At 70.6% G+C, this 12,403-nt stretch carries 12 protein-coding genes; 3 read left to right on the forward strand and 9 right to left on the reverse strand.

The window, feature by feature from the left end:
* Positions 1 to 47: 47 nt before the first annotated feature.
* Positions 48 to 1,541 carry a prolyl oligopeptidase family serine peptidase gene (locus AB0B91_RS01530; protein ID WP_358313502.1) on the forward strand — a complete coding sequence of 498 codons (1,494 nt, stop codon included), beginning with the start codon at positions 48 to 50 and terminating at the stop codon, positions 1,539 to 1,541.
* Here AB0B91_RS01530 and AB0B91_RS01535 read toward each other — a convergent pair.
* Together AB0B91_RS01535 and AB0B91_RS01540 are read right to left on the reverse strand one after the other, a co-directional pair.
* Positions 1,514 to 2,455, reverse strand: a complete 942-nt coding sequence (locus tag AB0B91_RS01535) for an alpha/beta hydrolase (RefSeq protein ID WP_358313505.1) — start codon at positions 2,453 to 2,455, stop codon at positions 1,514 to 1,516. The genes AB0B91_RS01530 and AB0B91_RS01535 overlap by 28 nt on opposite strands.
* A 1-nt stretch (position 2,456) precedes the next feature.
* Positions 2,457 to 3,317: a crotonase/enoyl-CoA hydratase family protein gene (locus AB0B91_RS01540; protein ID WP_358313508.1), complete on the reverse strand. Its 861-nt coding sequence runs from the start codon at positions 3,315 to 3,317 to the stop codon at positions 2,457 to 2,459.
* A 120-nt stretch (positions 3,318 to 3,437) separates the two neighbouring features.
* Between AB0B91_RS01540 and AB0B91_RS01545 the strand changes: the two genes are divergently transcribed.
* The gene (locus tag AB0B91_RS01545) at positions 3,438 to 4,901 is read left to right on the forward strand and encodes an LCP family protein (RefSeq protein WP_358313511.1); all 1,464 of its coding nucleotides are present in this window, start codon (positions 3,438 to 3,440) and stop codon (positions 4,899 to 4,901) included.
* Here AB0B91_RS01545 and AB0B91_RS01550 read toward each other — a convergent pair.
* The 4 genes from AB0B91_RS01550 to AB0B91_RS01565 are packed head-to-tail and all read right to left on the reverse strand — an operon-like array spanning position 4,876 to position 8,210.
* On the reverse strand, positions 4,876 to 5,832 hold the full coding sequence (locus AB0B91_RS01550) for an asparaginase (protein ID WP_358313514.1): 957 nt from the start codon (positions 5,830 to 5,832) through the stop codon (positions 4,876 to 4,878). The two genes, AB0B91_RS01545 and AB0B91_RS01550, sit on opposite strands and share 26 nt — an antisense overlap.
* Positions 5,825 to 6,652 carry an amino acid ABC transporter permease gene (locus AB0B91_RS01555; protein WP_358313517.1) on the reverse strand — a complete coding sequence of 276 codons (828 nt, stop codon included), beginning with the start codon at positions 6,650 to 6,652 and terminating at the stop codon, positions 5,825 to 5,827. The genes AB0B91_RS01550 and AB0B91_RS01555 overlap by 8 nt, the downstream gene beginning before the upstream one ends.
* Positions 6,649 to 7,293: an amino acid ABC transporter permease gene (locus AB0B91_RS01560; RefSeq protein WP_219536288.1), complete on the reverse strand. Its 645-nt coding sequence runs from the start codon at positions 7,291 to 7,293 to the stop codon at positions 6,649 to 6,651. The genes AB0B91_RS01555 and AB0B91_RS01560 overlap by 4 nt, the downstream gene beginning before the upstream one ends.
* On the reverse strand, positions 7,293 to 8,210 hold the full coding sequence (locus AB0B91_RS01565) for a glutamate ABC transporter substrate-binding protein (protein WP_358313521.1): 918 nt from the start codon (positions 8,208 to 8,210) through the stop codon (positions 7,293 to 7,295). The genes AB0B91_RS01560 and AB0B91_RS01565 overlap by 1 nt, the downstream gene beginning before the upstream one ends.
* 107 nt (positions 8,211 to 8,317) lie before the next feature.
* Between AB0B91_RS01565 and AB0B91_RS01570 the strand changes: the two genes are divergently transcribed.
* Positions 8,318 to 9,454, forward strand: coding sequence for an ROK family protein (locus AB0B91_RS01570; RefSeq protein WP_358313524.1), 1,137 nt, complete (start codon positions 8,318 to 8,320; stop codon positions 9,452 to 9,454).
* Between the two features lie 279 nt (positions 9,455 to 9,733).
* Here the strand turns inward: AB0B91_RS01570 and AB0B91_RS01575 are convergent, their stop codons facing one another.
* From AB0B91_RS01575 to AB0B91_RS01585, 3 genes are all read right to left on the reverse strand, one after another.
* The gene (locus AB0B91_RS01575; protein ID WP_358315656.1) at positions 9,734 to 11,119 is read right to left on the reverse strand and encodes a class I SAM-dependent methyltransferase; all 1,386 of its coding nucleotides are present in this window, start codon (positions 11,117 to 11,119) and stop codon (positions 9,734 to 9,736) included.
* Positions 11,119 to 11,244 (reverse strand): hypothetical protein, encoded by a 126-nt coding sequence (locus AB0B91_RS01580; protein ID WP_358313527.1) that lies wholly within the window; start codon positions 11,242 to 11,244, stop codon positions 11,119 to 11,121. The genes AB0B91_RS01575 and AB0B91_RS01580 overlap by 1 nt, the downstream gene beginning before the upstream one ends.
* 147 nt (positions 11,245 to 11,391) lie before the next feature.
* Positions 11,392 to 12,396 carry an enolase C-terminal domain-like protein gene (locus tag AB0B91_RS01585; protein WP_358313530.1) on the reverse strand — a complete coding sequence of 335 codons (1,005 nt, stop codon included), beginning with the start codon at positions 12,394 to 12,396 and terminating at the stop codon, positions 11,392 to 11,394.
* Between the last annotated feature and the right edge of the window lie 7 nt (positions 12,397 to 12,403).

A 12,403-nucleotide genomic window follows, 5' to 3' on the forward strand; every position in this document is an offset into this window, starting at 1 on the left:
GAGTAGGCTGAAAGATCAGCGGGCAAATCACCCACATGGGGAGGCCGATGCGCACTGGCCGTGGCACCTTGAGCGTCGCCGCCGGTTTGGTCCTGGTGGCCCTTGCGTCGGTCGGCTACGTTCTGCCACCCGCGTTCAACCCTCCGCCGCTCCAGGCGGATCATACGATGCAGGCACTCCCGCCCCAGCCCGCGAGCGAGCTGCGACCCGTCGCCGCGGTGGATCCCGTACGGCGTCAGGAGATCTCGATCCCGGCGGAGGGCCAGACACTGTTCGGAACGGTCCGCGCGCCGATGACGCCGGGACGGCATCCGGCCATGGTGTTCGTGTCGGGGTCGGGCAACGGCTCGCGGACCGAGTTCACGCCGCAGGCGGAGTTCCTGGCCAAGGCGGGCGTGGTGACGCTGGCGTTCGACAAGCGGACGGTCGGCTACAACTTCCGCGACCGGGACTTCGGGCTGCTCGCGGACGACGCGCTGCGCATGGTGGAGTACCTGCGTACGCGCCCCGACGTGGACCCCCAGCGCACCGGGCTGTGGGGGGTCAGCGAGGGCGGCTGGGTGGTGCCCATCGCGGCGGCCAAGAGCCTCGACGTGGGGTTCACGGTGCTGGTGTCCTCGCCGAACGTGTCCCCGCTCCGGCAGGTGGCCTGGGCGCTGAACGAGCAGTTGCAGCGCCTGCACGCGCCGATCGGCGTGCGCGACCTGCTGACCAGGGCGATGGGCGGGGTGGGCTTCGACTTCCTGCGTTATGACGCGCGGCCCGCGCTGCGTCAGATCACGCAGCCGGTGCTGGCGTTCTACGGGACGATGGACCCGTCCATCCCGTTCGTGGAGTCCAGCCAGTCCCTGATCACCTCGCTCAAGGTGGCGGGCAACGACCAGTACACGGTCCGCTTCATGGACAAGGCCGACCACGCCATGCGGATCAACGGCGGCCCGTTCGCGCACGGCTACCTGGAGACGCTGGCGAACTGGATCATCGGCCTGCCCGGCACGGCGCGGCCCGCCGTGCACGTGGCGGGCGCGACGCCGGTGCAGCGCTTCGAGGCCAGCGACGTCCCGGCCGCTCCGTGGTACGCGGGCGGCACGATGCTGGGGCTGACGATCTGCCTGGCCGCCGTCGGCTACGTGGCCGGTCCCGTCGCCGCGATGGTCGTGCGCCTGCGCGGCCGTCGGCAGACTCCCGCCGACACGAACGCCCGGCTCTGGCCGCCGATCAGGCGCCGGTTGCGCCGGATGGCGTGGACCGGGCTGGGGTTGCTGGCCTCGGTGGTGGCGTTCATCACGGTGCTGGTGCTGTTCTCGGTGAACCAGGCGGGGGCCTGGCCCGCCGTGCTGGCCGGCTGGCTGGTGGTGCGCCTGCTGGCCGTGCTCATGCTGGTGCAGGAGGTCACGGCGGTCGCGGCGGTCGTGGCGGGGCTGCGTGAGGGCATGCGGCCGAGTCGCTGGCAGCACGTGGCGATCGCGGGCGTGCTCGGTGGTACGGGGCTGCTGCTGGTGGCCGCGGCCTATTACGGCTTGTTCGCCTTCCCCTGGTGATCCTGGTGATCCTGGTAGACGAAGGCGTTCAGCCAGCGGTCGATCTCGGCGAAGACCCGCTCGCGCACCGGCTCGGCCGACAGCACCAGGTCGTGCATGCCGTCGGGGATGCGCACGCAGGTGACGTGCGGGCCGACGGCGGTGGCCCAGCGGGCGATATGGCGGGGATCGAGTACGGTGTCCGCCGAACGGGCTTCCGGGACGAAGTCGCGGATCCGTAGTCCCGTGGCCGAGGCGAGCACGAGCACCGGCACGTCCACGGCCAGCCCGGCGTGCAGCCGCCGCTGCGCCCTGCGGATGGCGGCCAGCCAGGTGGCATGCACGGAGAAGCCGCCGAGCGGCTTGAGCTCCAGGTCGTAGTCCCATTCACCCTGTTCGGTGCGGTGCAGGCTCTGGCCGTACGCGACGCTCACACCCAGCGGCAACGCCCGGCTGGAGTACGACAGCGGCGTCTTGAGCAGGTCGGCGGCGAGACGGAGCGGCGCGGGCACGTTCAGGTCGAAGAACGGGCTGTTGAGCACGAGCCCCTGCACCAGGCCCCGGCCGCGGACGCGGTCGGCCCACAGGGAGGCGACCAGGCCGCCGGTCGAGTGGGCGTTGATGGTCAGCTCGTCGTGGTCCTGCCTGATGACCCGGACGGCTTCGTCGATCTCGGGGAAGTATTCGGTGACGCTCCTGACCAGGCCCCTGGTCTGGTGCGGCAGCAGCGACCTGCCGTATTTCCGCAGGTCGAGGGCGAAGAAGTCGACGCCGCGGCCGACGTAGTGGTCGGCGAGGTGGTCCTGGAAGAAGTAGTCGGTGAAGCCATGGAGGTAGAGCACCGCCCTGCGGGAACCGGCTCGTCTGGAGATCAGCGTCGCCACGACGTCGCCTTCGAAGTCGGGCGGCATGGCCAGAACGGTGGTGTCGTACATGTTAGCCACCATAAGGATTTACCGGCCATGTCGGCACACCGTCTGGCAGGTCCTCACTGATCTTCATCGGGAACTCGGCCGGCCGTTTCTCCAGGAACGCCGTCACCCCTTCCACGGTGTCGGGCGCGGACCCGAGCTCGGCCATCAGCCGGGAGTCGGCCGCGTGCGCCTCCCACGGCGACGAGGCCGACAGCCCCGACCACATCAGCCGGCGGATCGCGGCGACCGACACGGCGGAGGTGTTGCCGGCGATCTCCCGGCCGAGCGCGTAGGCGGCGGGCAGCAGCTCCTCGGCGGGCAGCACGCGGGACACGAGACCTCCCGCCAGCGCCTCGGACGCGGGGAACACCCGCCCGGTGGCGGCCCACTCCATGGCCTGCGCGATGCCGACGAGCCTGGGCAGGAACCAGCTCGACGCGGCCTCGGTGACGATCCCCCTGCGGGCGAAGACGAAGCCGAACTTGGCGGTGTCGGCGGCGAGCCTGATGTCCATCGGCAGCGTCATCGTGACGCCCACGCCCACGGCGGGGCCGTTGATGGCGCCGATGACCGGCTTGAGCGATCGGGCGATACGCAGCGCGACCGTGCCGCCACCATCACGCGGTGAACCCTCCACCAGCTCGCCAGGCTCCCGGTGACTGAAGGTGTCACCGCCGCCGCTCAGATCGGCCCCGGCGCAGAAGGCCCGGCCCGCGCCGGTGACCACGACGGCGCGTACCTCGTCATCGTCATCCGCGAGGTCAAAAGCCTTTACCAACTCTCCGCGCATCGTAAAGGTGAACGCGTTGAGCCGTTCGGGACGCTTCAATGTGATCGTGGCGATCCGGTCCGTCACGCCGTACTCGATCTGGGAGAAGGACATGTACCGAATCTTATTCGGCTACTAATGTTCACTCTCCCCTCGAGACATATTTCGTATTCTGTCCATAGGCTGCCGCCTCGATTCGGCCTACGGTGAAGTTCGCGGGGAAACGGGGATGGCGTGAGGCAGGCAACTAAACCGGTGCGGGCATGGGCGGTTCTCGGCTGGCTGGCGCTCGCCGTGATCGCGCCGGGAGCGGCGCATCTGCGCGCCGGGTGGCGTAAGACGGGGCTGACACTGCTCGGCTGTTACGCGGCCGGTCTGCTCGCGTTGCTCGCCGTCCGGCTGAGCACCGACAACCTGCTGGGCGAGCTGCAGGAGAACAGCTGGCTGACGGGGGTGGCCGCCGGCGCCGCCGTGCTCGGGGTGGCATGGTTCGCCCTGATCGTCCACTCGTTCATCGTGCTGCGGCCCGGCGGCCTGCCGCAGAGCGGCCAGATTCTGGCGGGCACCTTCGCGGGACTGCTCGCCGTCGTGGTCGTGCTGCCGTTCGGGGTGGGCGCGAACTTCGTCTGGACGTATCGGCAGGCGCTCAACGACATCTTCGTGAACGACGGCAGCGCCGACGGCGCCCCCGACCCGCAGGCCGGGGAGAAGATCCGCCCCGAGGATCCGTGGGCGGGCCGCACCAGGGTGAACATCCTGCTGCTCGGCGGCGACGCCGACGACAACAGGATCGGCGTGCGCACCGACAGCATGAACCTGGCCACCATCGACGTGAAGACCGGCAACACCGTGCTGGTCAGCCTGCCGCGCAACCTGGAGAACGTACGGTTCCGGCCGGGCACGCCGATGGCCCAGCACTTCCCGAACGGGTTCCGGCTGCCGCCCGATCCCGGCGGTGGCCGCAGCGACCTGCTCAACAGCGTCTGGGAGTACGCCGACGCGCATCCGGAGATCTTCGGCGGCAAGCAGCACCAGGGCCCCCGGGTGCTGATGGACACGATCGGCTACACGCTCGGGCTCAAGGTCGACTGGTACGCGCTGGTCAACATGTGGGGGTTCGCCCGGCTGATCGACGCGATCGGCGGGGTCCGGATCACGGTCGAGCAGGACGTGGTGTTCGGCAAGTACAACGAGGGCCTGGTCAAGGCGGGCACGCGCAAGCTGAAGGGCGCCGATGCGATGTGGTACGCCCGCTCGCGCACCTTCAGCGATGACTTCACGCGGATGCGCCGTCAGCGCTGCGTGATCGGCGCGCTGCTCGACCAGGCCGATCCGGCGACGGTGCTGACCCGGTTCAACAAGATCGCGTTCGCCACCAAGGAGCTGATCAAGACCGACATCCCGCGGCCGATGCTCAAGCACCTGGTGCCGCTGGCGCTGACCGTCAAGAACGCCAAGGTGACGAGCGTCCAGTTCGTACCGCCGCTGATCAGCACCGCCTACCCCGACTGGGCGAAGATCCGCACCATCACCGAGAAGGCCATCCGCGACTCCGCGGCCAGCCGTCCCGTCGCGGCCACGGCCTCCGCGGCGCCCTCTTCGTCGCCGTCGCCGTCGAAGTCGCCGTCGAAGGCTCCCAAGAAGCCGAAAGAGAGCGACCCCACCAAGACCCTTACCGAGGGCTGCGGCTCGGCGTGACGATCCGGCCGACCGGCGCGCCACCGCCGAGCACGGCCACGCTCTCGAACGCGGCGGCCGAGGACACCTCGCAGCCCATCTCGCGGAGCACGGCCAGGGCGATGACCGTGGTGGCGCGCGGGCTGCCGTCGATGACCTTGACCGCGACCGAGTGCCCGGAGGCCGTCGCCACGACCAGCACCCCTTCCGCGCCGCCCTTGGCCAAGGAGCCGGGTAGGGCACGCATGAGCTCGGTGTTCTGGTGGCCGGTCCCGCCGACGTACTCGGGGTGCTCGCGCATAGCGTCGGCGACCTGGCGGGGCGCGCTGCCCGGCGCGGCGAGCACGAGCGCCTGCACGGCCCGCGCCAGGCCGGTCAGCGAGAGCCCGAACACCGGCGCCCCGCAGCCGTCCACGGCCACGTGGGCGACCTTCTCCCCCGCCAGGTCCTCGGTGATCGAGCGCACCTTGCGCTGCACCGGGTGCTCGGCGGCCAGGTAGGAGTCCACGTCCCATTCGTTGGCCACGGCGGCGGCCAGCATCGCGGCGTGCTTGCCCGAGCAGTTCATCCGCTCGCGGGAGACGCCCTGGCCCTGCCTGATCAGCGCGTGCAGGGTGGCCTCGTCCTCCGGCCAGGTCGCCGGGCAGCCGAGCGCCCCGAAGTCCAGGCCGTAGTCGGCCAGCAGCTCGCCGACCAGCCGTACGTGGAAGTCCTCGCCCGTGTGACTGCCCGCGGCGATCGCCAGGCTCGGTCCGGCAAGGGCGGCGCCCGCGACGAGGCAGGCGAGCGCCTGGAACGGCTTGCCCGACGAGCGGGGCAGCACCGGCGTGTCCACCCGGCCGAGCGCGACCTCGGGCTTACCCGACGGGTCCAGTCCGACGGCGCTGCCGTAGTGGACGCTCTCGACGAACCCGGAGCGCACGACCTCGGCGAGGAGGGCGAGTTCAGGCACGGGTGAATCTCCTTCGGGGGATGCCGGGGCCCGCTCGCCGGCGGGCCTCCAGCGTACGGGCCAGTTTGGACAGCGACGCGTTGACCACCAGGTAGACCAGCGCGACGACGAGGTAGGTCTGGATGAGGTAGCCGTTGTACGCGGCCAGGACCTTGCCGCTGTAGAGCAGCTCGGCGTAGCTGACGACGTATCCGAGCGCGGTGTCCTTGAGCAGCCCGACCGACTGGCTGACGATCGAGGGCAGCACCCGGCGGGCGGCCTGCGGCAGCACGATCAGGCGCATGGCCTGGCCGTGGGTGAGGCCGATCGCCAGGCCCGCCTCGCCCTGGCCGCGCTCGATGGAGCGGATCCCGGCGCGGAAGATCTCGGCGAACGCCGCCGCGTTCGACACCGACAGCGGCACCACGAGCTTCCAGAACAGCGGCAGGTCCAGCCCGTACTTCGGCAGCGCGAACAGCACCACGTACACCAGCAGCAGGGCCGGGATGGTCCTGACCACCTCGACGTAGGCGGCGGCGGGGACGCGCAGGAAACGGTGGCGTGACAGCCGGCCCAGGGCCAGCACCAGCCCGAACGCCATCGCGAGCGCGGCCGAGACGACCGCGGCCAGCGCGGTGGACCACAGCCCGGTCAGGAGATATCGCCACATGGGCCAGGTGGCGTACGGCTGCCAGCGCGCGGCGTCGAGCTGCCCGTTGGCGGCGAACTGCCGGACCGCCAGCGCGAGCAGCGCCAGGGCGGCGAGGGTGCCGACGACGGTCGCGATCCGGATGCGCCGCCGCGCCCGAGGGCCCGGCTCGTCGAACAGAGCGGTACTCATCGCAGGATCACCAGTCGTCGTTCGAGGCGCCCGGTCACGAAGCCCGCGCAGGCGGCGATCAGCGCGTACGCCGCGCCCGCGCCGACGAAGATCGGGATGGGCTGGGCTTCGAGGAGGTTCACCCGGTTCGCCGCCGCGGTCAGGTCGACGACGCCGACGGCCGCCGCGAGCGCGGTGTTCATGGTGAGCGCGATGAAGATGTTGCCGATCGGCTGCACCACCGTACGCAGCGCCTGCGGCAGGATGACGTGCCGCAGCGACTGGGCGAACGTCAGTCCGATCGCGCGGGCCGCCTCGCCCTGCCCCTTGGCCACCGAGTTCACGCCGGACCGCAGCGCCTCGCCGATGTAGGCGGCCTCGTACACGGCGATCACCGCGATGGCCGTCACCCGCAGGTCGGCCTGGATCCCGATCTCCGGCAGGCCGAAGAACGCCAGGACGAGCAGGACCAGCAGCGGCAGGTTCTGGAAGGTCTCCACGTAGGCGGTGCCGAGGGCGCGCAGCACTCGCACCGGGCTCACCCGCAGGGCGGTGACCAGCACGCCCAGCACCGCCGCGCCGAGGAACGACGCGGCGGTGAGCTGGAACGTCACGAGCAGTCCCTGCCACAGCTCGGGCAGGTGGTCGAGGAGCACGGACATCAGGACCCCGGCACGGAACCGATCTGGGGCGGCTGCGGAGCATCGCCCACGACGACCGTGCCGATGGAGTTCTTCCAGATCTTCTGCCAGGCCCCGGCGTCCTGCATCTTCTTCAGCCAGGCGTTGGTGAACGTCTTGAACTGCTCGTCACCGTGCTTGAGCCCGATGCCGTACGGGTCGACGGTGAAGGGCTTGGTGACGATCTGGATCGACGGGTCCTTCTTGGCGTCGGCGATCAGCAGCGTCTCGTCCTGGACGTAGGCGACGCCGCGGTCCTGCTTGAGCGCCTGAAGGCATTCCGGGTCGCTGCCGAACGTGATGATCTCGGCCTGCGGCGCGAACTTCTTGATCGCCGGGATGGCCGGCGTGTTCGCACCCGCGAGGACCTTCTTGCCGTTCAGGTCCTCGGGCTTGGCGATGCCCGTCGCGCCCTTCTTCACCGCGATGGTCAGACCGGAGGTGTAGTAGGGCCCGGCGAACGCGACCTGCTTCGCCCGTTCCGGCGTGATCGTGTACGTCTGGAAGACGACGTCCACGGTGCCGTTGGCGAGCAGCGCCTCGCGGGTCTCCGAGGCCGAGTTGACGATCTTCACCTTGGGCTGGCCGATGATGTACTTCGCCAGTGCCTTGCCCAGATCGGCGTCGAAGCCCTCGATCTCGCCGGTGGCCGGGTTCTGCTGGGAGAGCAGCGGCGCGTCCAGCGAGCCGCCGACGATCAGCTCGCCGCGCTGCTTGATCTTCTCCATGGTGGAGCCGGGCAGGATGTCCGCGGCGGCGGCGACAGGTGCCTGCGCGAGCACGTCATCCTTCGCCGTGGCCTGTTCCGGTACGGCTCCGGGTACGGCGGGGCTGCTCGTCTCGCCGCAGGCCGCCAGGCCTAACAGGGAAACGGCGACGGCAGCGACCAGTCTCTTCATTGAGCATCCACTTCCTTCGAAATCGAAGATGAAGCGGAACGTAGTGGGAGATTTCGTACTAAGTCAATACGTTGTCGCAGGAAGTCTGGACATGGTATTCCTCTCACATGGATCAGCGGCTGCCCGTGAGCGGGGCACAGGGGGACCTGCTGCGGCTCGTGGCCACCGGCCAGGCCGAGTCCCGGGCCGACCTCGCCCGCTTATCGGGCCTGGCCGCCTCCAGCGTGTCGCTCCGGGTCGAGGAGCTGATCGCGTTGGGGCTGCTCGGCGAGGAGGGCTCGGGCACGTCGCGGGGCGGGCGGCGGCCCAGGCGGCTGCGCCTGTCAGCGTCGGCGGGGGTGCTGGCGGTCGCCGACCTGGGCGCGCACCATGCCCGGCTCGGGCTGCTCGACCTCAGCGGCACTCCGCTCGTGATCGAGGAACGCCCCTGCGAGATCGCCCGGGGCCCGGAGGCCACGCTCGACCTCCTGTCGGACGCCTTCGACGAGCTGCTGGCCGTACATGTGGCCGATGACGTGCCGTTACGCGGGGTGGGCACCGGCATCCCCGGCCCGGTGGACCCGGCGACGCGCCGGGTGGTCACGCCGTCGCGCATGCCGGGCTGGAACAACTTCCCCGTCGCCGACCATCTGGGGCTCCGCTACGATCTGCCGATCCTCGTCGAGAACGACGCCAACCTGATGGCCGCCGGCGAGGCCAGGCACTGGCCCGGCTGCGACAACCTCATGGTGCTCAAGGCCGGCACCGGCATCGGCTGCGGCGTGATCGTCAACGGCCACCTGCACCGGGGCCGGGGCGCGGCGGGCGACATCAGCCACGTGCGGGTACGTTCCGACTCCTCCGTCCTGTGCGCCTGCGGCCACCCCGACTGCCTGGAGGCGTACGCCAGCGGCGCCGCCCTCATGTCGGCCCTTGCGGACGCCGGGATCAAGGTGGCGCGCCCGGCGGACATCGTGGGCCTGGTGAACGACGCGATCCCCGAGGCCACCAGCCTGGTACGGGGCGCGGGCCGGCGGATCGGCGAGGTCCTCACGGTATTGGTCAACTTCTTCAACCCGGACGTGATCGCGGTGGGCGGCAGCCTGTCGGCCGCGGAACCACTGATCACCGCCATCAGAGCGGCGGTCTACGAACGCTGCCTGCCCCTGGCGACCCGCGACCTGGAGATCGCCCCGGCCCGCGCCGGCCGAGACGCCGCCCTCCTGGGCGCCGGAGCGCTTCTGCTGGAGGCGGCGCTGGCCTAGGCGGCCCGTGGTAGACGGGTCAGCCGCGCGGGACGAAGACGCTGGGCGGGGGGCCGTCGGCGGCCGGGCGGAAGGTGCTCTCCACCATCCGTGCCAGGTGCTCGAACTCCCACCGCCCGGTGCCGTTGACCTAGCGCCGCCTCGGGGTTGTTGCCCGTACTCACGGCGTCGCAGCCTACTCGTGTCGGACGGCGATTCCCGGCATGCTTGCGTTTCCAGAATCGCTTCTGATTTTCGGCTCGGTCGACGCTTCGCTCCGCCGCCGCGACGGAACCTGCGTCAGGCGGCGGCGGGGCGGTGGAAGGTGGCGCGGCAGCGGTGGCGTTCCGGGTCGCGGAGGTCCTCGATGTGGTCCTCTACCAGGCCGTCGGATGCGAAGGACGCGATCTCGGACGGGGTGAGGGGCCATGGCGGGGCGAACACCGGGCCGCCCTCCTCGCGGGCCGAGGCGATCACCAGGAGCGCGCCGCCCGGCCGGACGAAGCCGGCGACCGAGGCGATGGCCGGTGCGTGGAGGTGTTCCGGCAGTGCTTGGACGGTCATGATCTCCACCACCAGGTCGAACGCGTGGCGCCACTCGGCAGGCGGGGCGAGCAGGTCGGCGGCGCGGTAGTCCACCGTGGAGGCCGGGAAGCGCTCCTTGGCCAGGCGTACGGCCGACTCGCTGACGTCGAAGGCGACCGTGTCGTAGCCGAACCGCGACAGGTACTCGGCGTCGTCACCGAGCCCGCACCCGACCACCAGCACTCGACGAGCCGCTCCCGCCTCCGAGCCCGAGCCCGGTTCCATTGGGAGCCACTCAACGAGCAGCGGGTGGGGGCTCTGCGAATCCCACGGGACGATCGCCTCGCCCGTCTCCGACTCCGCGTACAGGCGCTCGAACCAGCCCGTCGCATCGCCGGCCGCCAGCGACTCCGCCGCCAGCCGCCGGGAATCCGCGTCCGGGTCTCTTTCCGTCACAGATCCTCCAAGTTCGAGTCCGTACGGCAATCCCTGCCCTGCTCTATCAGCCAGTGCCACCACATCGACCGTATCGCCCAGAGGCCCGACAAGGCTGCGGTGCTGGAGGGCCTCTGCCACGTAGCCCATCCGCCGCAGCGCGCCGTCGAAGCACGGGATCAGCACGCAGACGGCCGGGCTGGGATGAGGGCACGGCTCAGCGTGCCCCCAGGAGAGCTCGCCCGCCCTGCCGTCGACGGCCAGTTGGACGACGTCGCGTGTGGTGGCCTCCCGCCCGAGCAGCGTGCGCGCGGCGGCGATGATCTGTTCCCGGTCGTGCGCGTGTATCGAGCCCCACGACTCCCAGGGCACGTCATGCAGGGAGAGGGGCGGGATGCGGGGGTTGGCGGCCTTGGTGCTCTCCCACAGGACGACCTGCCCGAGCCGACGTTCCAGCTTCTCCGCGACGCCGGAGACGACCGGATCGACCACCGGGTCGACGAGCTCGCCGGCGCTCCATCCGAGCTCCTGGAACAGGCTCGCCTCGTACCGGTCCATCTTCTCGGCCAGGTAGACGTCGACGTTGGGCTGCATCCGCGCGAGCAGACCGTCTTCCTTGATCTTCCATAGGAAGGTCCGATAGATGTCGGGGACGTAGCCCCAGTCAGGCGACATCGCCGGGAGCGCGTATCGGCGGAGATGCCAGTAGAAGGCCTTGTCGACCATCAACGCGCGCCGCGTGGCGCGGGCCAGGCGCTCAGGCGGACCTTGACCGAGGTGGGCCGCCAGCCCGCCTCCTCGAACGCCGAGTCGAGGACGCGACGAAGCCGCGGATGATCGTCCAGAGGCAAGCGCGGGTATCTCCACCTGCCCCGAGGCCACCAGGCCATGGCTCCGGCAATCAGGCATGTGGCGAGGGTCGGCACCGCCAACAGCACTACAAGTCCCTCTATCGCGAAATTTCGGGATAAAGGTAGATGGGCTAGATCACGTAGCCGTCACGCGCGAAAGGAGTCCTTGGCCATCCGGTGTACCCGGGTCTCGTCGATGACGTGTCCCAGGCCCGCCTGCGTCAGCGGGACCGCCACCACCCCGCCGTTCGCCCCCACGATCGGGGTCACGATCTGGTTGTTGCGTGGCGGCTGCGTCACGTCGCACGGCAGCGTGCACCCCGGCAGGCTGGCCACCGCCACCGTGGCCGCCCGGGCCAGCCCGGCGCCCTGGCCGCCCGCGCACTGGATGTCCCAGCCGGCCGCGGCGGCCCGGTCGTGCGCCCGGCGGGCCTCGCTGAGCGAGCGGAAGGCGGTGGGCCGCAGCAGCAGCACCCGCCCGGCCCGCAGCGTCAGGTAGTCGTCGAGCTCCGCCGACGAGCGCACCTCGACCGCCACCGACGCCGCCACCTGGTCCTGCAGCGCGGCGTGCGCGTAGACGTCGCCGATGGGGAAGGGCCGTTCGATGACCTCGACGCCGTAGGAGTCGAGGGCCGCGAGCTGGCCGCCCTCGGAGTAGGCGCACCCGCCGTCGACGGCCAGCGTCAGGGCCGGATAGGCGAGCCGTACGGCCCGTACCGGCTCGACGTCCCAGCCGGGACGGACGTCGAGCGTCACGTGGCCGTAGCCCGCGCAGACCTGCTGGTTGACCCGTGAGACCAGGCTTTCCAGGGAGGGATCGGGTTCGAGCCGGACGGTCGCCACCAGGGAGGTGCGGGTGCCGCCGATCGCCTCGGCGAGCGGGACGCCGCGCATCCTGGTCCACAGGTCCCAGCAGGCCATGTCGACGGCCGGGTCACTGATCGGGACGGCGTCGGGGTGCTCCCAGTCGACGCCGATGAGCTGGGCGCCCAGCGACTCCTCCAACTGGGTCCAGGTCTTGGGCTGGGGGGCCAGCGCCTCACCCCAGCCGGTCATGCCGGCGTAGTCGGTGAGCTTGACGAGCAGGCTCTCCGTCCGCCTGCCGTACGGCAGAACCAGCCGGAAGACCTCTAGCTCCCGCACTCGCGGCATGTAACCC

This window comes from Nonomuraea sp. NPDC049141 (genome assembly GCF_040648415.1).
In the GTDB taxonomy this organism is placed as follows: domain Bacteria; phylum Actinomycetota; class Actinomycetes; order Streptosporangiales; family Streptosporangiaceae; genus Nonomuraea.